Origin of the sequence: Streptomyces sp. NPDC056479, from assembly GCF_042795335.1 — a bacterium.
GTDB lineage: Bacteria > Actinomycetota > Actinomycetes > Streptomycetales > Streptomycetaceae > Streptomyces.
Map to the genome: position 1 here is coordinate 648,761 of NZ_JBHTRZ010000001.1, position 17,503 is coordinate 666,263.

At 71.6% G+C, this 17,503-nt stretch carries 19 protein-coding genes; 11 read left to right on the forward strand and 8 right to left on the reverse strand.

All coding sequences use genetic code 11. The annotated features are described in order from the left end of the window. Nucleotides 1-207 precede the first annotated feature (207 nt). Entirely contained in the window at nucleotides 208-1,173 is a 966-nt protein-coding gene (locus ACFQ6S_RS02895; RefSeq protein WP_383402487.1) for a TerC family protein, read from the forward strand. Here ACFQ6S_RS02895 and ACFQ6S_RS02900 read toward each other — a convergent pair. Beyond that, complete coding sequence (locus tag ACFQ6S_RS02900) at nucleotides 1,109-2,338, reverse strand: MFS transporter (RefSeq protein WP_383402490.1); 1,230 nt, start codon at nucleotides 2,336-2,338, stop codon at nucleotides 1,109-1,111. The genes ACFQ6S_RS02895 and ACFQ6S_RS02900 overlap by 65 nt on opposite strands. Before the next feature lie 56 nt (nucleotides 2,339-2,394). Here ACFQ6S_RS02900 and ACFQ6S_RS02905 point away from each other — a divergent pair, with 56 nt between their 5' ends. Next, nucleotides 2,395-3,375 carry an ArsR/SmtB family transcription factor gene (locus ACFQ6S_RS02905; protein WP_383402493.1) on the forward strand — a complete coding sequence of 327 codons (981 nt, stop codon included), beginning with the start codon at nucleotides 2,395-2,397 and terminating at the stop codon, nucleotides 3,373-3,375. A 68-nt stretch (nucleotides 3,376-3,443) separates the two neighbouring features. Next, entirely contained in the window at nucleotides 3,444-4,325 is an 882-nt protein-coding gene (locus ACFQ6S_RS02910; RefSeq protein WP_383402495.1) for an LLM class F420-dependent oxidoreductase, read from the forward strand. Between the two features lie 9 nt (nucleotides 4,326-4,334). On the opposite strand, the gene ACFQ6S_RS02915 is transcribed toward ACFQ6S_RS02910, so the two are convergent. Beyond that, nucleotides 4,335-4,553, reverse strand: coding sequence for a hypothetical protein (locus ACFQ6S_RS02915; protein ID WP_383402498.1), 219 nt, complete (start codon nucleotides 4,551-4,553; stop codon nucleotides 4,335-4,337). A 115-nt stretch (nucleotides 4,554-4,668) separates the two neighbouring features. Here ACFQ6S_RS02915 and ACFQ6S_RS02920 point away from each other — a divergent pair, with 115 nt between their 5' ends. Next, on the forward strand, nucleotides 4,669-5,574 hold the full coding sequence (locus tag ACFQ6S_RS02920) for a LysR family transcriptional regulator (RefSeq protein WP_383402500.1): 906 nt from the start codon (nucleotides 4,669-4,671) through the stop codon (nucleotides 5,572-5,574). A gap of 61 nt (nucleotides 5,575-5,635) precedes the next feature. Here the strand turns inward: ACFQ6S_RS02920 and ACFQ6S_RS02925 are convergent, their stop codons facing one another. Further along, nucleotides 5,636-6,199 (reverse strand): NAD(P)H-dependent oxidoreductase, encoded by a 564-nt coding sequence (locus tag ACFQ6S_RS02925; protein ID WP_383402503.1) that lies wholly within the window; start codon nucleotides 6,197-6,199, stop codon nucleotides 5,636-5,638. 136 nt (nucleotides 6,200-6,335) lie between these two features. Here ACFQ6S_RS02925 and ACFQ6S_RS02930 point away from each other — a divergent pair, with 136 nt between their 5' ends. The 4 genes from ACFQ6S_RS02930 to ACFQ6S_RS02945 are packed head-to-tail and all read left to right on the forward strand — an operon-like array spanning nucleotide 6,336 to nucleotide 10,797. Further along, nucleotides 6,336-7,010: a TetR/AcrR family transcriptional regulator gene (locus tag ACFQ6S_RS02930; RefSeq protein ID WP_383402506.1), complete on the forward strand. Its 675-nt coding sequence runs from the start codon at nucleotides 6,336-6,338 to the stop codon at nucleotides 7,008-7,010. Between the two features lie 58 nt (nucleotides 7,011-7,068). Continuing rightward, entirely contained in the window at nucleotides 7,069-8,103 is a 1,035-nt protein-coding gene (locus ACFQ6S_RS02935) for a LacI family DNA-binding transcriptional regulator (RefSeq protein WP_383402509.1), read from the forward strand. A gap of 48 nt (nucleotides 8,104-8,151) precedes the next feature. Then, nucleotides 8,152-9,330, forward strand: a complete 1,179-nt coding sequence (locus ACFQ6S_RS02940; protein WP_383402512.1) for a 4-hydroxybenzoate 3-monooxygenase — start codon at nucleotides 8,152-8,154, stop codon at nucleotides 9,328-9,330. Between the two features lie 30 nt (nucleotides 9,331-9,360). Beyond that, nucleotides 9,361-10,797, forward strand: a complete 1,437-nt coding sequence (locus tag ACFQ6S_RS02945) for a benzaldehyde dehydrogenase (RefSeq protein WP_383402515.1) — start codon at nucleotides 9,361-9,363, stop codon at nucleotides 10,795-10,797. A gap of 21 nt (nucleotides 10,798-10,818) precedes the next feature. Here the strand turns inward: ACFQ6S_RS02945 and trxA are convergent, their stop codons facing one another. Continuing rightward, nucleotides 10,819-11,205 (reverse strand): thioredoxin, encoded by a 387-nt coding sequence (gene trxA, locus ACFQ6S_RS02950; RefSeq protein WP_383402518.1) that lies wholly within the window; start codon nucleotides 11,203-11,205, stop codon nucleotides 10,819-10,821. 122 nt (nucleotides 11,206-11,327) lie between these two features. Between trxA and ACFQ6S_RS02955 the strand changes: the two genes are divergently transcribed. Further along, nucleotides 11,328-12,755 (forward strand): dihydrolipoyl dehydrogenase family protein, encoded by a 1,428-nt coding sequence (locus ACFQ6S_RS02955; protein WP_383402521.1) that lies wholly within the window; start codon nucleotides 11,328-11,330, stop codon nucleotides 12,753-12,755. Between the two features lie 22 nt (nucleotides 12,756-12,777). Here ACFQ6S_RS02955 and ACFQ6S_RS02960 read toward each other — a convergent pair whose 3' ends face one another. Beyond that, complete coding sequence (locus ACFQ6S_RS02960) at nucleotides 12,778-13,425, reverse strand: peptide deformylase (protein ID WP_383402524.1); 648 nt, start codon at nucleotides 13,423-13,425, stop codon at nucleotides 12,778-12,780. 144 nt (nucleotides 13,426-13,569) lie between these two features. On the opposite strand from ACFQ6S_RS02960, the gene ACFQ6S_RS02965 reads away from it, so the two are divergent. Next, the gene (locus ACFQ6S_RS02965) at nucleotides 13,570-14,994 is read left to right on the forward strand and encodes a PepSY-associated TM helix domain-containing protein (protein ID WP_383402526.1); all 1,425 of its coding nucleotides are present in this window, start codon (nucleotides 13,570-13,572) and stop codon (nucleotides 14,992-14,994) included. Between the two features lie 87 nt (nucleotides 14,995-15,081). Here ACFQ6S_RS02965 and ACFQ6S_RS02970 read toward each other — a convergent pair whose 3' ends face one another. Genes ACFQ6S_RS02970 through ACFQ6S_RS02980 form a run of 3 tightly spaced genes read right to left on the reverse strand, consistent with a single transcriptional unit; the run spans nucleotide 15,082 to nucleotide 16,414 of the window. Beyond that, on the reverse strand, nucleotides 15,082-15,429 hold the full coding sequence (locus tag ACFQ6S_RS02970) for a tetratricopeptide repeat protein (protein ID WP_383402529.1): 348 nt from the start codon (nucleotides 15,427-15,429) through the stop codon (nucleotides 15,082-15,084). Between the two features lie 50 nt (nucleotides 15,430-15,479). Then, entirely contained in the window at nucleotides 15,480-15,926 is a 447-nt protein-coding gene (locus tag ACFQ6S_RS02975) for a MarR family transcriptional regulator (protein WP_383402532.1), read from the reverse strand. Beyond that, entirely contained in the window at nucleotides 15,923-16,414 is a 492-nt protein-coding gene (locus ACFQ6S_RS02980; RefSeq protein ID WP_383402534.1) for a MarR family winged helix-turn-helix transcriptional regulator, read from the reverse strand. The genes ACFQ6S_RS02975 and ACFQ6S_RS02980 overlap by 4 nt, the downstream gene beginning before the upstream one ends. A gap of 113 nt (nucleotides 16,415-16,527) precedes the next feature. Here ACFQ6S_RS02980 and ACFQ6S_RS02985 point away from each other — a divergent pair, with 113 nt between their 5' ends. After that, complete coding sequence (locus ACFQ6S_RS02985) at nucleotides 16,528-17,493, forward strand: pirin family protein (RefSeq protein WP_383402537.1); 966 nt, start codon at nucleotides 16,528-16,530, stop codon at nucleotides 17,491-17,493. The last annotated feature ends 10 nt before the right edge of the window (nucleotides 17,494-17,503 follow it).

Consider the following 17,503-nt stretch of genomic DNA (forward strand, 5'->3'; position numbering starts at 1 on the left):
CCACGCCTGCTTTGCAACCACTATCCCACCCCCCCCCCCCTGGGGGGGCATCCTTTTCGACGACCTCCCTCCGATCGTAGGCGGAAAGTTCCCCCCGTGACCCGGAGCTTGCCAGGTGATGACCCGTTGTTCACCCGCCCTGGGTGGAACGAATCCCTGGACGCCACGGACTCTGGCAGGGCCCCACCTGCACCAGGAGTAACACCCGTGAACGTCTCCCTCGCCGTCTGGCTGCTGACCGTCGTGGCCCTCTGCGCGCTCGTCGCCGTGGACTTCTTCATCGGCCGCAAACCCCATGACGTTTCCCTCAGGGAAGCGGGCACGTGGACGATCGTCTGGGTCGCCCTCGCCTGTCTGTTCGGCCTCGGCCTGTTCTACTACGGCGGTGCCCGGCCCACGGGCGAGTTCTTCGCCGGGTACATCACCGAGAAGTCGCTCAGCGTGGACAACCTCTTCGTCTTCGTGCTGATCATGGGGAAGTTCGCGGTGCCCTCGCACTACCAGCAGCGCGTCCTGATGGTCGGCGTGATCATGGCCCTGGTGCTGCGCGCGGCCTTCATCGCGGCCGGCGCGGCGATCATCTCCACGTTCTCCTGGGTGTTCTACCTCTTCGGCGCCTTCCTGATCTGGACCGCCTGGAAGCTGATCCAGGACGCCCGTAAGGAGGAGCACGAGGAGGAGTACCAGGAGAGCAAACTGCTGAAGATGGTGGAGAACCGCTTCGGCGTGGCCGACCGCTACCACGGCACCAAGCTGTGGATCGAGCAGAACGGCAAGCGGGTCATGACCCCGATGCTGGTCGTGATGCTGGCGATCGGCTCCACCGACGTGCTGTTCGCGCTCGACTCCATCCCCGCCATCTACGGTCTGACGCAGGACCCGTACATCGTCTTCACCGCCAATGCCTTCGCGCTGATGGGCCTGAGGCAGCTGTACTTCCTGATCGGCGGCCTGCTGAGGAAGCTCGTCCACCTCAGCTACGGCCTGTCGATCATCCTCGGCTTCATCGGCGTCAAGCTGGTGCTGCACGCGCTGCACGAGTCCGGCGTCCACGTCCCCGAGATCGGCATCCCGTTCTCCCTCGGCTTCATCGTGCTCGTCCTCGCGGTCACGACGGTGACCAGCCTGCGCGCTTCGAGGAGGCAGGAGCAGGCAACGGCCGAAAGCGTGTGACCAGATGGCGGGTGAGCGCCACGGCGGTGAGCCCCGCGACCAGTGCGCACACGCCGGTCCACCCGAAGCGGCCGTAGGCGCGGGCACCCAGCCAGGAGCCCGCCGTGCCGCCGAGGTAGGCGCAGGTCATGTACGCGGTGTTGAGACGGCTGCGGACGTCGGCGCCCAGGTCGTAGATCCGCACCTGGTTGGCCACCATCCCGGACTGCATGCCGACGTCGAGCAGCAGTGTGCCGACGACCAGCGCGGTCAGCCCGGTGGCGCCGCCCAGACCGCCGAGCGCCAGCACCACCGCCGACGCGCCGGCCACGAGGAAGCACACGAGGTTGACCCGGTCCGCGCCCCGGCGGTCCACCAGCCGTCCGGCGACCGGCGTGCACAGCATCGTCGCCGCGTTGACGAGGGCGAGCAGCCCGGCGGCCTTCGCGTCCATCCCGTACACCGGGCCCGTGAGCAGCAGTGCCACCCCGGTCCACACGGCGGAGAAGCCGGCGAACACCGTGGCCTGATACAGGCAGGAGCGGCGCAACTCCGGCTCGGTGCGCAGCAGTCGCAGGGGTGCGGCGAGCAGCGCCGGGTAGGGCGCCGAGGTGGCCGGGGGCAGGGTCGGCAGCAGGCGGGCCAGCAGGGCGGCGACCGCGAGGGACACCACGCCGGCGAGGACGTACGGCGCCCGCCAGCCCAGCCAGTCGCCGAGGGCGCCGCCGACGGCGCGGGACAGCAGCATGCCGGCGAGACAGCCGCTCAGCAGGGTGCCGCTGACCACGCCACGCCGCTCGGCGGGCACGAGGCCGACCGCCAGCGGGCCCGCGAGCGGGGCGATCACCGTCGCCGCCCCGACGAGGACACTGGCCGCCACCAGCGGCGACAGCGCCTGGGCCGTGGCGGCGGCGAACAGACCGAGGCCGGTCAGGGTGAGCAGGGCGACCAGCAGCCGGCGTGGCCGCAGCCGGTCGCCCAGCGGTACGAGCAGGAAGATGCCGGCCGCGTAGCCGAACTGGGTCGCGGTCACCACCGTGGCCGCCGCGTCGGGCGAGACACCGAGACCCGAGGCCACCAACGGGCCGATCGCCTGCGGGAAGTACACATTGCCCACGGCGACTCCGCACGCGAAGGCGAGCAGCGCGATGGCCGAGGTAGTCTGCCGGTGGTCGTGATCCGTCATGGCCCGAAGTCCACGGCACTGGCGGGCGGTTGCCAAAGGATGAAGCGGGGGGCTTAATGATCAGCTTCCTGCTCGACGTCGACGACCTCGCGGACACCCGGTTCGCCATCTCGCCGCTGCGTGAGGTGATGGGCAGCCTACGGGCCCTGCGTGCCCCCGCCCTCTATCCCCTGCACAGCCCGTGGCGGCGCTCGGTGCTCGACCGGCTCGACCCCGCCGACGCCCGGCTGCTGCGGGCCCTGGTGGGGCCGACCCTGACCATGCCGGACTTCCTGACCCCACGCCCGACGACCTTCGCACCAGCGCTGGAGGACCAGCTCGCCGTCGTCGGCGCGACACCACTGGATCTCGTACGACGCGACCTGCTCGCCACCCATGCCCCGCACCCCCTCCCGGACGCCCTGCGGCCGATCACCGCACCCGGCGACGCGCCGGTGGCGGAGCTGCTGGAGGAGTTGTGTGAACTCCTGCTCGGATACTGGGAGTTGGCCGTACGGCCGGACTGGCACCGGATACGGCTGGTGCTGGAGGCGGACATCACCCACCGCGCCCGGCAGCTGGCCATGGGCGGTGCCCAGCTGCTCTTCTCCGACCTGCATCGCAATGTGCGCTGGAACGACGGCGTCCTGCGTGTCGACCGGATGATCGGCCGGCACGAGGTGGACGGATCCGGGCGCGGACTGCGCCTGGTGCCGTCCCTGTTCGCCCACAAGCCCGCGCCGCCGGTGAGCGCCGACGAACCCCCGATGCTGGCCTACCCCGGCAGGGGCGCCGCGACCCTGTGGGAGCCGGAGCCCGAGCCCGACGCATCCGCCCTGACCGCGCTGCTGGGCGCACCCCGCACCACCGTCCTGCGGCTGCTCGCCGAACCGCTGCCCACGGTCGAACTCGCCCGCCGCCTCGGCGTGACGCCCAGCGCGGTCAGCCAGCATCTGAAGGTGCTGCACGCGACGGGACTCGTCTCCCGGGCCCGTGACGGACGGCGCGTGCTCTACGGGCGCACCGCGCTCGGTGACCAACTGGCCGCAGGGGCTTGACTTCGAGAGCGCTCGAAGTTCTAGCGTCGCCAGGGACGGGGCAGGGTCCGGGCGAACGGAGACAGGACATGCGGGTCGGCGTGCACATCAACCGGTTCGACCATCCCGGAGGAGGTCCCGCGCTCGGCACCGAACTCGCCGCCGCGGGCGCCGCCGCCGAGGCGGCCGGGCTGAGCTGGCTGTCGGTGATGGACCACTACTTCCAGATGGAGTTCAACGACGGCGCCGAGGACCCCATGCTGGAGGCGTACACCACCCTCGGCTTCCTCGCCGCCCACACCTCCACGGTCCGCCTCGGCGCCCTGGTGACCGGTGTGACCTACCGCCACCCCGGTCTGCTCGCCAAGATCGCCACCACGCTCGACGTGCTGTCCGGCGGCCGGGCCACCCTCGGGATCGGCGCCGCCTGGTACGGCCGGGAGCACGAGGGACTCGGGGTGCCCTTCCCGCCGGTCGCCGAGCGGTTCGAGCGACTGGAGGAGACCCTGCGGATCTGCCTCCAGATGTGGGACCCGGAGGCCGACGGCCCCTTTGAGGGCAGGCACTTCCGACTGGCCGAGACGCTCTGCGTGCCGGCGCCGGTCAGCGCCCCGCACCCCGAGATCATGATCGGCGGGGGCGGCGAGAAGAAGACGCTGCGGCTCGTGGCCCGGTACGGAGACGCCTGCAACCTCTTCACCACCTCGCCCGAGGAGGTCAGGCACAAGCTCGACGTGCTGCGCGGCCACTGCGACACCGAGGGGCGCGACTACGACGAGATCCGCAAGACCGTCGTCTACTCGGGCGAGGCCGCCGCGGCGGGCGACCTCGACGCCTTCACCCGGGACATCGCGGGTTACACCAAGCTCGGCATCGACACCGTCATCCTCGGCCCGCGCACCGGCGAACCCGCGGCGTTCATCGAGAACTTCGCGGCGTCCGCCGTGCGCCGGCTGGCCGAGCTGGACTGAGCGGGGAGGTCACCGGCAGGGCGAGTTCGTCGGCGCGCCCGTGGGCCGACTGCGTGAGACGACGCGCATGCCCCGGGCGTCCACGACACGGACCTGCAGCGAACCGCAGGCGCATCGCGTCCACACCGTGCTGCCCGCCGCCGTGCCGTGCCGGGACACCACCTGGTAGGGCTCGGCGCCGTCGGGCCACCCGCAGTGCGGGCAGACGGTGCCGGTCGTGCTGGTCATGGCGACTCCTCGTACCTCGTGGCTGGTTAGACCGTCGCGACACCACCAAGGGTGCGATGCGCCTTCGTACACGTCCAGGTTGACTTTGTGGACCTCACCTTGAAGCGTGGGCTTCATGATTGACCTGCGCCGACTGCACGTACTGAGGGCCGTGGCGCACTACGGCACGGTCACCGGGGCCGCCCGCGCCCTGCACTTCACCCCGTCCGCCGCCTCCCAGCAGATCCGCCAGCTGGCCCGCGACCTGGGCGTCGACCTCCTCGAACCGCAGGGCCGCGGGGTGCGCCTCACCCCGGCGGCCGAGAGCCTGCTGGCGCACGCGGACGCGATCCAGGCCCGCTGGGAGCTGGCCGAACTCGATCTGCGGGCCGACCACGGCGCGCCCGCCGGGCCGTTGCGGGCGAGCGGCTTCCCGCTGGCCGTCTCGGTGCTGCTCGCCCCCATGGCGGCGCGGCTGCGTGAACGCCACCCGCGGCTCAGCGTCCGGATCCAGGAGACGGAGGTGCCGGCCAGCTTCGACCTGCTCTTCGAGGGGGAGATCGACCTGGCCGTCGTCGAGGCGACGATCTACAACCCGCCCCTGAGCGACTCCCGCTTCGACCAACACCCGCTCCTGGACGACCCGTTCGACCTGGTCGTGCCCGAGGGGCACCCGCTCGCCGGGCGTGCGGGCGTCGACCTGGCGGAGGCGGCGCACGAGGAGTGGATCGCGCCGGTGCCGGACAGTCCCTGCCGCCCGCATGTGCTGTCGGCGTGCGGTGAGGCCGGGTTCACCCCCGACATCGTCCATCACGCCATGGACTGGAACGTCATGGCCCACCTCGTCGCCCACCGTCTCGGCGTCGCACTGATCCCCCGCCTCGCCCATCTGACCCCGCACCTGCCGATCACCCGGGTCAGCTGCACGGGCAACCCGCACCGCAAGCTCCTGACCTGCACCCGGGGCGGCGGTCACACCCGGCCGGCGGTGGCGGCGGCGCTGGCGGAACTGCGCGAACTGGCGCCGACCGCGGTGGCGTGAGACGCGAGAAGGGGCCGGAGCACTCGGCTCCGACCCCTCCGGCAGATGTCCGGCCCGCCGATCAGGCGGCCACCGCCTCGCCCGCGTGACCGTGGACGCGCGCGATGACCTCCGTCAGCTGGGCGGCGACCTCGGCGTCGTCGGCCGGGTGTGTCTCGGCGAAACGGGTCACGGAGCCGGGGATGGACAGCTTGACGTCCTCCAGCACCTTGCCGCCGGCGATGCCCACGGCCTTGCGGGTCTCGTCCTGCGCCCACACGCCGCCGAACTGGCCGAAGGCGGTGCCCACCACGGCGACCGGCTTGCCACCGAAGGCGCCGGAGCCGTACGGGCGGGACAGCCAGTCGATGGCGTTCTTCAGTACGGCCGGGATGGTGCCGTTGTACTCGGGGGAGAAGAACAGGAACGCGTCGGCGGCCTGTGCGGCCTCACGCAGCTTGGCAGCGGCGGCGGGGACGTCGCCCTCGACGTCGATGTCCTCGTTGTAGAAGGGGATCTCCGCCAGGCCCTCGAAGAGCACGACGTCCGCGCCCTCGGGGGCGAGCTTGACGGCCGCCTCAGCCAGCTGACGGTTGTGCGAACCGGCGCGAAGGCTGCCGACGAGCGCGAGGATGCGAACAGACATGCGAACTCCAAGGGGTGCTGAAAAGGGGTCCTGAATGGGGGTGCTGAAACACCTGAAACACTGCCGTTACGATCCGGACCGAGGTCCGCTTACGTTTCTAGCACCTTAAGCGGACCACGGTCCAGTTTCATTCCCGATGCTTTACGCTGTCTTCATGTCCGCCGCCCTGCCGCCCTTCCCGGAGCCCCAGGAACCCCTCGACGCGCCCCAGCTGCTGGAGGTCGGCTCCGCCCCCGACGAGCCCTGCCTGCGCGCCGACGCGGCCCGCAACCGCGCCCGGCTGCTGGAGGCGGCCGCCCGGCTGATCGCGGAGCACGGCGTGGCCGGGGTCACCATGGAGGCGGTGGCCGCCGCCGCCGGGGTGGGCAAGGGCACGGTCTTCCGCCGCTTCGGCGACCGCACCGGACTGCTGATGGCGCTGCTGGACCACTCCGCGCGACAACTGCAGGCCGACTTCCTCGGCGGCCCGCCGCCGCTGGGCCCCGGCGCGCCGCCGCACGAGCGCCTGTGCGCGTTCGGCGTGGCGGCGCTGTACCGCTCGGCCGAACAGCTGGACCTTCAGCTGGCGGCCCAGACGGATCCGTCCCGCCGCTTCGCCCATCCCTCGTACCTGGCGCTGCACACCCACGTCACGATGCTGCTGCGGCAGATACACCCCGGCGCCGACTGTGAGCTGCTCGCGCAGACCCTCATGGCGTATCTCGACCCCGCCCTGATCAGCCACCTGACCCGGCAGTGCGCCATGCCCATGGAGCGGCTGGAGAAGGGCTGGGTCGACCTGGTCGACCGGGTGACGCACACCCCGGCGTGAACGGGCGAGGACCCTCAAGGGAGTTCCGTACACAGGTTCTGCAAGGATGCGGTACGTCATGGTGCAGATACCGAAAACGCCCGCGCCCGCTTCCTCCGCAACGCGCTCGGTACCCACGAGCGCCGATGTGGCCCGCCTGGCCGGCGTCTCGCGCGCGACCGTCTCCTACGTCCTCAACAACACCAGCGCCGTCCGGATCAGCGAGCCCACCCGTCGCCGGGTCCACGAGGCCGCGAAGGAACTCGGGTACGTCCCGCACGCCGCCGCCCGCAGCCTGCGCGCCGGGCACAGCCGCATGGTCCTGATGCCCGCGCCGAGCTTCCCCGTCGGCCCTCTGTACAGCCAGTTCCTCAGCGACCTCCAGCTCGCCCTCGGCCGCCTCGACTACACGGTCGTACAGCACGGCAGCGTCGGCCTGCACGGCGACGAGGCCGCCCGCGCCTGGGCCGAGCTGCGCCCCGTCGCCGTCCTGGTCTCGGGCTCCGGCCTCGGCCCCAAGGGTGTGACGGTGCTCAAGCGCTCCGGCGCCCGGGCCGTGGTCAGCCTCGGCCCCGAGTCCGTCGACGGCGCCCACGGCCTGCTGATGGACTACGAGGCCGTCGGCCACTGCGCGGGCAGCCATCTGTACGACCGCGGCAGGCGCCGGATCGGCGTCGTCGTGCCCGAGGAAGACGGCCTGGAGTCCTTCTCCGCGCCCCGCCTGGAAGGCGTACGGCGCGCCCTCGGCGGCACGGACGCGACCGTCACCGAGCTGCCGCTCGCCTACGAGGAGGAGTCCGCCACGCGGCTCGCCGCCCGCTGGCGCGACCTCGGCCTCGACGCCGTGTTCGCCTACAACGACGAGTACGCGATGCTGCTGATGCGCGCGTTCCAGGACGCCGGCGTCCGGGTCCCCGCCGACGTGGCCGTCATCGGCGCCGACGACCTGATGCTCGGACGGCTGCTGCGGCCTAGGCTGAGCACGGTCCACATCGAGCTGCCGTCCGGCCGCGACCTCGCGGAGCTGGTCGACCGCGCGGTGCGCAACCCGGGCGCAGCGCCCGAGACGCACAAGGTGCTGGGAGCGACAGTGGTGCACCGCGAGTCCAGCTGAGGCCCCGCGAGCCCGGCCGACGTACCGTCGAAGCCAGGAGGCGTGGGAATGCGTACGACGGTCGGCATCATCGGCGGCGGTCCCGCCGGACTGCTCCTCGCGCGGCTGCTGCACCGCGCGGGCATCGACTGCGTGGTCCTGGAGGCCAGGACGCGGGAGTACGCCGAGCAGCGCCAGCGGGCCGGAATGCTGGAGCAGGGCACCGTCGACGCGCTGCGCGAGGCGGGCGCCGCCGACCGGCTGGTGGCCGAGGGCCTGGTGCACCAGGGCATCGAGCTGCGCTTCGACCGGGAACGCCACCACATCGACTTCCCGGCCCTGACCGGTGGCCGTACGGTGACGATCTACGCGCAGACCGAGATCGTGAAAGACCTGATCGCGCTGCAACTCGAGGGCGGCCCATCGCTGTTGTTCGAGGCCGAGGCGCTCGCCGTCGAGAAGCCGGAGAGCGCCAGGCCCGTCGTACGGTTCCTGCACGAGGGCCGCGAACAGACGCTCACCTGCGACTGGGTCGCCGGCTGCGACGGCTTCCACGGCATCTCCCGGGGCGTGTTCCCCGACGGGGCCGGCCGCTCGTTCGCGCACGAGTACCCGTACTCATGGCTCGGCATCATGGCCGAAGTCGCCCCGTCCTGCGACGAGTTGATCTATGCACGCGGTGAGCGCGGCTTCGCGCTGCACAGTATGCGCTCACCGTCCGTCTCCCGGCTCTACTTCCAGGTGCCCAACGGCACCGACGCCGACGACTGGGCCGACGACCGCATCTGGGACGAGCTCGCCGCCCGCTTCGCCATCGACGCCGACTGGACCCTGTGCCGAGGCCCCATCACCGCCAAGTCCGTGACATCGATGCGCAGTTACGTCCACGAGCCGATGCGCCACGGACGCCTGCTGCTCGCCGGGGACGCCGCTCACATCGTGCCGCCGACGGGCGCCAAGGGCCTCAACCTCGCGGTGTCGGACATCCGGGTGCTGGCCCGTGCCTTCATCGAGCTGCACCGCACAGGGAACACGCAACTTCTCGACAGGTATTCGGAGTTGTGCCTTCGACGGGTGTGGCAGACGACCCGGTTCTCGGATGACATGACTAAGATGTTGCATGCTCAACCAGACGGGGATGCGTTCGACCAGCGGATGCAGCTCGCACGTCTGCGCCGGATCACCGCATCCCGTCACGCGGCCGCCGAACTGGCGGTCAACTACTCGGGACTTCCGCTCCCTCTGTGAGTCCCGCCGGTGATCGAACGGAGAGTCGCAATGCCGTTGCTCGACCCCAAGGCCTGGCAGCCCCGCTCCCTGTCGGGAGACGAGTACGCCGTCACCGAGCCCGCCACCGGCGACACGCTCGGCACCGTCACCCTGGCCACCGCCGAGGACATCGCCACGGCCGCCGAGGCCGCCCGCGCCGCCCAGGCCGAGTGGGCCCGCCTCCCGCACTTCGTACGCGCCGCGGTCCTGCGCAAGGCCGGCGACCTGTTCACCGAGCACGCCGACGAGCTGCGCGAATGGCTCGTCCGTGAGTCCGGCTCCATCCCCGGCAAGGCCGACTTCGAGCTGCATGTGGCCTCCCAGGAGTGCTACGAGGCCGCCGCGCTCGCCTCCCGGCCGGCCGGGCACGTCCTGCCCAGCGAGATGCCCCGCCTGTCGTACACGCGCCGCGTCCCCGCCGGCGTCGTCGGCGTGATCGCGCCGTTCAACGCCCCGCTGATCCTCTCCATCCGCTCCGTCGCCCCGGCCCTCGCGCTCGGCAACGGCGTCGTGCTGAAGCCGGACCCCCGTACGGCGGTGTGCGGCGGACTCTCGCTGGCCGCGATCTTCGCGGAGGCCGGTCTGCCCGAGGGGCTGCTGCACGTCCTGCCGGGCGGCCCGGAGGCGGGCCAGGCGCTGGTCGCCGACCCTCGGGTGCCGGTCATCTCCTTCACCGGCTCCACGGCCGCGGGCCGGGCCGTCGGCGAGGCCGCCGGACGCCACCTCAAGCGGGCGCATCTGGAGCTGGGCGGCAACTCCGCCCTGATCGTGCTGGAGGACGCCGACATCGAGGCGGTGATCTCCACGGCCGCCTGGGGCTCGTTCTTCCACCAGGGCCAGATCTGCATGACGACCGGCCGCCATCTCGTCCACGAGTCCCTGTACGCGGACTACGTCGAGCGCCTCGCCGCCAAGGCCGACTCCCTCGCCGTCGGCGACCCGCACCGTGCCGAGGTCCACCTCGGCCCGCTCATCGACGCCGGACAGCTGGGCAAGGTGCACGACCTGGTGCGGTCCAGCGCCTCCCGGGGCGCCAAGCTGGCCGCGGGCGGCACCCACGAGGAGCTGTTCTACCGGCCGACCGTACTGGCGGGCGTCGACGACGAGACCCCCGCGTACACCGAGGAGGTCTTCGGCCCGGTCGCGCCGGTACGCTCCTTCACCACGCTCGACGAGGCCGCGGCTCTCGCCGCCGCGGGCTCCTACGGCCTTTCCCTGGGCATCGTCACCGGCGACGCCGCTCGCGGTCTCGACCTGGCCGAGCGGATCCCGACCGGCATCGTGCACATCAACGACCAGACCGTGAACGACGAGGCCGTCGCGCCCTTCGGGGGCATCGCCGCCTCCGGCACCGGTGCCCGCTTCGGCGGCGAGGCCAACCTGGAGGCCTTCACCGACGTGCGCTGGACGACGGTGCGCGGGGACGTGGCGGCCTACCCCTTCTAGATCGCGTCGCCGATCGAGGTCCTACTGGCCGTTCTGCTCGGCCTGCTCCTGCTGGTCGGCCACGGCCTTGCGGACCTCGTCCATGTCGAGCTTCCGGGCCTGCCCGATGACGTCCGTCAGGGCGGCCTCGGGCAGGGCACCCGGCTGCGCGAACACGGCGACGCGGTCACGGACGATCATCAGTGTCGGAATCGACTGGATACCGAAGGCGGCGGCCAGCTCCGGCTGCGCCTCGGTGTCCACCTTGCCGAACACGAGGTCCGGGTTCTCGTCGGCGGCCTTCTCGTACACGGGGGCGAACTGACGGCACGGCCCGCACCAGGACGCCCAGAAGTCGATCAGGACGAATTCGTTCTCCGTGACCGTCTGGTCGAAGTTCTCCTTGGTGAGCTCCACGGTGCTGCTCATGGCGTAATTCCCTCTTCCTGGTGTCGGGGGCGAAGCCGTCGGCGACAACACGACCCTACGGTCACGTATTCCGCGCACGTACCCGTGTGGCCACTCCGCACACCACCCGCAAGACTGAGCCCATGACGGATACGGATTCCATCGCTTACGACGTCGTGGTGCTCGGAGCCGGGCCGGTGGGGGAGAACGTCGCCGACCGCACCAGTGCGGCCGGCCTCTCCACCGCGATCGTGGAGAGCGAGCTGATCGGCGGCGAATGCTCGTACTGGGCGTGCATGCCCAGCAAGGCACTGCTGCGCCCGGTCCTCGCCCAGGCCGACGCCCGCCGCCTGCCCGGCCTCAGCCAGTCGGTGCAGGGCCCCCTGGACACGGCCGCTGTCCTCGCCCGGCGCAACGAGGTCACCTCCGACTGGCACGACGACGGCCAGGTCCAGTGGCTGAACGGCATCGGCGCCGACCTCTACCGCGGCCACGGCCGTCTCGCCGGCCCCCGAACGGTGGAGGTGACCGGCCCCGACGGCGCCCGGCAGCTGCTGACCGCCCGGCACGCCGTCGCCCTGTGCACCGGCACCGGGGCCGCCCTCCCCGACCTGCCCGGACTCTCCGAGGTCAAGCCCTGGACCAGCCGCGAGGCCACCAGCGCCCAGTCCGCGCCCGGCCGGCTGGTCGTGGTCGGCGGGGGAGTGGTCGCCACCGAGATGGCCACGGCCTGGCAGGCCCTCGGCTCACAGGTCACGCTCCTCGTCCGCGGCAAGGGCCTGCTGAACCGCATGGAGCCCTTCGCCGGGGAACTGGTCGCCGAGGCGCTCACCGAAGCCGGTGTCGATGTCCGCACCGGCACCTCGGTCGAGTCGGTGACCAGGGAGAACGGCACGGTCGTGGTCGGCACCGACAAGGGTGACCGGATCGAGGCCGACGAGATCCTCTTCGCCGTCGGGCGCGCCCCGCGCACCGCCGACATCGGCCTGGACACGGTCGGTCTGAAACCCGGCTCCTGGCTGGAGGTCGACGACACCCTGCGCGTCACCGGCAGCGAATGGCTGTACGCGGTCGGCGACATCAACCACCGGGCGCTCCTCACCCACCAGGGCAAGTACCAGGCCCGCATCGCGGGCGCGGCGATCGCCGCGCGGGCCGCGGGTGAGCCCCTGCTGGACGCCGAGTGGGGTGCGCACGTGGCCACCGCCGACCACGCCGCCGTCCCCCAGGTCGTCTTCACCGACCCCGAGGCGGCCGCCGTCGGTCTGTCCCTGGCGGAGGCGGAGCAGGCCGGCCACCGCGTCCGCGCCGTCGACCACAACCTCGCCGTCGCGGGCTCGTACCTGTACGGCGAGGGCTACCGCGGCCATGCCCGCATGGTCGTCGATCTGGAGCGCGAGATCCTGCTCGGCGTCACGTTCGTCGGGCCCGGCGTCGGCGAACTCATCCACTCGGCGACCATCGCGGTCGTCGGCCAGGTGCCGATCAGCAGGCTGTGGCACGCGGTTCCGTCGTATCCGACGATCAGTGAGGTGTGGCTGCGGCTGCTGGAGGCGTATCGCGACAACTGACCGACGGCGGCAACCCGCCCGGTCAGTCCGGCAGTTCGAAGCCGAGAGCCCGTGCCGCCTCTTCCGGTGCGGGCTGGGCCCAGTACTCGGCCATCGCCTGGTTCGACGACAGCGAGCGCGGCACCGCGCGGTCCAGGTAGAGCACCCCGTCGAGGTGGTCCGTCTCGTGCTGCACGATTCGGGCGGGCCACCCGGAGAACACCTCGTCGACGGCGTGCCCGTGCTCGTCCGCACCGGTCAGCCGCACCTCGGCGGGCCGCGCCACCACCGCCTGATAGCCCGGGACGCTCAGACAGCCCTCGAAGAACGCGGCGCGGACGGCACCGACGGGCGCGTAGGACGGGTTCACCAGCACCCGGAACGGCTGCGGCACCCGCGCGCGCACCAGCCGTACCTCCTCCGGCACCGGCGCCGGGTCCTCGATCACCGCGATCCGCAGCGGCACCCCGACCTGGGGTGCGGCGACGCCTACGCCCGGCGCCGCGTGCATGGTGATCCGCAGTGCCTCGACGAAGCGGGCCAGCAGCGCGGGGTCCAGCTGGCCGTCGAAGCGCTCGGTGGGACGCCGCAGCACCGGGTCGCCGGCCGCGACGATGGGCAACGGGCCTTCGGTGGCCAGGAGTCGCTCGACCTGTTCGGCCAGCGGGGCGCGATGGTTCTCAAGTGCCATCGCGCCAGGATGCCATGACGGTCGTATCACGGACGTACTCCCTTGTGGCGTACGTCACTTGAGGCGGCGGGAACTCGACGGCTCCCGGCTCCGACTACTGGACCGCCACAGCAGAGAACGTCCCCACCCCCGGAGAAGCCGCCGATGACCGCTCCCACGACCACCACGGCGGAGGCGACGCAGCCCGACGCCTCGGCGTCGTCGCCTCGCAGATGGGCACCGCTGCGCCCGCTGATCCTGCGTCTGCACTTCTACGCCGGCGTCCTGGTCGCGCCGTTCCTCCTCGTCGCCGCGGCCACCGGCTTCCTGTACGCCGGGGCGTTCCAGGCCGAGAAGATCGTGTACGGGCACGAGATGTACGTCCCGGTCGGTGACACGAAGCTGCCGATGTCGGAGCAGGTCGCCGCCGCACGCAAGGCCCACCCCGAGGGCACGGTCTCGGCGGTACGGCCCTCCCCGGCCGACGACGAGTCCACCCGGGTCATGCTGTCCGGGGTCAAGGGTGTGGACGCCGACCACGCGCTGGCCGTGTTCGTCGACCCGTACACCGCGAAGGTGCGCGGCGCCCTCGAACAGTACGGCTCGACCGGCGCGCTGCCGCTGCGCACCTGGATCGACGAGTTCCACCGCGACCTGCATCTGGGCGAGTCCGGCCGCCTCTACAGCGAACTCGCCGCCAGCTGGCTGTGGGTGATCGCGGCCGGCGGACTGGTGCTGTGGTTCTCCCGCCGTCGTGCCCTGCGCAAGCTGCGGGGCACCGGCGGTCGCCGCCGTACCCTCGGCCTGCACGGCACCGTCGGCGCCTGGGCCGCCGTAGGCTTCCTCTTCCTCTCGGCGACCGGCCTGACCTGGTCGACGTACGCCGGAGCCAACATCGACGAACTGCGCACCTCGCTGCGCCAGGCCACCCCGTCCGTCTCGGCCTCGACGGGCGGCGAGCACGGCGGCCACGGCGGCGCCGCCGGCGCGGGCGGCAGCGGCGAGCACGGCGTCGGCCTCGACAAGGTCCTGGCCGCCGCGCGCGCCGAAGGCCTCGGCGATCCCGTGGAGATCGTGCCGCCGGCCGACGGCTCGTCCGCGTACGTCGTGAAGCAGGTGCAGCGCACCTGGCCGACGAAGGCGGACTCGGTCGCGATCGACCCGTCGACCGGCGAGGTCACCGACACGCTGCGATTCGCCGACTATCCGGTGCTCGCCAAGTTGACCCGTTGGGGCATCGACATGCACACCGGGGTCCTCTTCGGCCTGGTCAACCAGATCGCCCTGATGGCGCTCACGCTGAGTCTGATCCTGCTGATCGTGTGGGGCTACCGCATGTGGTGGCAGCGCGGCCGCGGCTCGGCCTTCGGCCGGCCCGTCCCGCGTGGCGCCTGGCAGCAGGTGCCACCACAGATCCTGGTCCCGCTGGTGGCGGTCGTCGCCGTGGTCGGCTACTTCGTGCCGCTCCTGGGCATCTCGCTGGCGGCGTTCATCCTCGTGGACGTCGTCCTGGGCGAGATCGCTCATCGACGGGGCAGGCGGGAGACGCGGAAGACGCGGGAGACGGTGACGCCGGCGGCTGCCGACTAGGCGGGACGCACGACTGGGGCCCGGTTCCTTGGGGGAACCGGGCCCTTCGTATTGCTTCCGATCGCTTCCGAGTCGGTCGAGCGTGCCTCAGAGCTGCTCGAAGTCACCCGCCAGCGCGGAGGCGAGGCGCATGTGCGGCTCCGCCTCCTCGTCCCGTCCCTGCCGTTGCAAGGTGCGGCCCAGCATCAGCCGGGCGTATCCCTCGACCGGGTCGCGCTCGACGATGGCGCGCAACTCGGTCTCCGCGCGCCGCAGTTGGGCCGAGTGGTAGAAGGCGCGCGCCAGCAGCAGCCGCGGTCCGGTCTGCTCCGGCACCTCCTCGACCAGCCTGCCCAGGACACGTGCGGCGGCCGCGTAGTCCTTGGCGTCGAAGAACTGCCGCGCGCGCTCCCAGCGCTCGGCCGGTGTTCCGTGGTCGTAGTACGTCGTGTCCACTCGTGACCTCCTTCGAGGCCGTCAACCGAGCGCAGTACTTCAATATTCCACTACTCGGTCATGGCGCTGAGCTCGGCGTTGGCCCGCTCGGTGATGAGGCTCAGTACCCGTCCGGCCACGGCCAGATCCTCCGTCGGGATGCCGGCGTAGATCCGGGCGCTGATGGGGGCGGTCTCGGCGGACGTCGTGTCGTACAGCTCCCGTCCGGCGTCCGTGATCCGCACCCGGGACGGCTCCTGGTCGGCCAGCAGTTCGGCCGCGAGCAACTCGTCGACCACTGCGTGGGCTTCCGCCGCGTCGATCTTCAGAGCGCCTACGACACCGTCGACCAGGTGCTCCCGCTCGATCGGTTCGTCGGTGCCGGCGACGAGCCGGAGGGTGACGGACTGCTGGAACGTCGCGCCGTGGCGGGCCAGCACCTTCTCGAGCAGCGCGCGCCCGGCGTAGTGGGCCAGGGCTATGTCTCGGGGGCCGAGCAGGGGAGTGGTGGTGGTCATGACTGCTCCTTGTCGTTCTCACTGTCCATGACGAACGGATCAAGAGGTGCGTCGAGCAGGGTCGCCAGGTCGCGCGTGAACTCCCGCGTGCGCGCGCTGTCCAGGCCGCCGAGCGGTGCCAGCAGCTGCTGGAGGAGTCCATGGACGACCTTGATCGCCTGCAGGGCCCGAGCGCGGCCCTCCTCGGTGAGGGCCAGCTGCACCGCGCGCGGGTCGCGGGGATCCCGGGTGCGTTCGAGAACGCCGGCGGCCTCCAGGGAGCGCGCCAGCTTGGAGACGTACAGCGCCTCCAGGCCGGTGTGGTCGGCGAGGCGCCGCTGGCTGGGTCGCTCTCCCCGGCGCTGCATGGCGTACAGCGAGGCCACCAGTGCGTACTGCGCGTGGGTGAGCCCCAGCGGGGTGACGGCCCGGTCGACCGCCACCCGCCACTTCGTCGACAGGCGCCACACCAGGAACCCCGGCGTCGCGCTCTCGGAACCCTTGCTCATGGCAAATACAGTACATGGCGACTATAGCCATGGCTACTATTTTCTCGAACGCTTCGAGACAGCCCCGGGTTACCGACTGACGAGGCGACCCCGGCGGGGCTAGGTTGGGCGTTATGAGCAATCTTGATCGCGAGGCGGTGCCCGCCGTCTGCGGCGGCCGCGGCTTCGTCGTGGCGGAGCCCGTACGCGAACTTCTCAGCCCGCGCCGCGTCAAGCTCGGCGAATCCACCGAGGTCCGCCGTCTGCTGCCCAATCTGGGCCGGCGCATGGTCGGCGCCTGGTGCTTCGTCGACCACTACGGTCCCGACGACATCGCCGACGAGCCCGGCATGCAGGTGCCGCCGCATCCGCACATGGGCCTGCAGACGGTGAGTTGGCTGCACGCCGGCGAGGTGCTGCACCGGGACTCGACGGGCAGCCTCCAGACGATCCGGCCGCGCGAACTGGGTCTGATGACCTCCGGCCGGGCGATCAGCCACTCCGAGGAGAGCCCCAAGTCGCACGCCCGCTTTCTGCACGGCGCCCAGCTGTGGGTCGCCCTCCCGGACGGCGACCGCCACACCGATCCGCACTTCGAACACCACGACGACCTGCCGCTCGTCACGGCACCGGGCCTGCGGGCCACGCTGATCCTAGGCGCCCTCGACGGAGCGACGTCGCCCGGCACGACCTACACCCCGATCGTCGGCGCGGACCTCACCCTGTCGCGTGGTGCGGACGTACGCCTCCCGCTGGAACCGGACTTCGAGTACGCCGTCCTGTCCATGTCCGGCGAGGCCCACGTGGACGGCGTGCCGGTACTGCCCGGCTCCATGCTCTACCTCGGCTGCGGCCGCACCGAACTCCCCCTGCGCGCGGAGTCGGACGCCGGCCTGATGCTCCTCGGCGGAGAGCCGTTCGAGGAGGAGCTGATCATGTTCTGGAACTGGATCGGGCGGACGCAGGACGAGATCGAGCAGGCGCGCCGCGACTGGATGGAGGGGACGCGGTTCGGCGAGGTGAAGGGGTACGACGGGGATCCGTTGCCTGCCCCCGCGTTGCCGCCGGTGGCACTGAAGCCGCGTGGAAGGGTCCGTTGACCCACGAGGT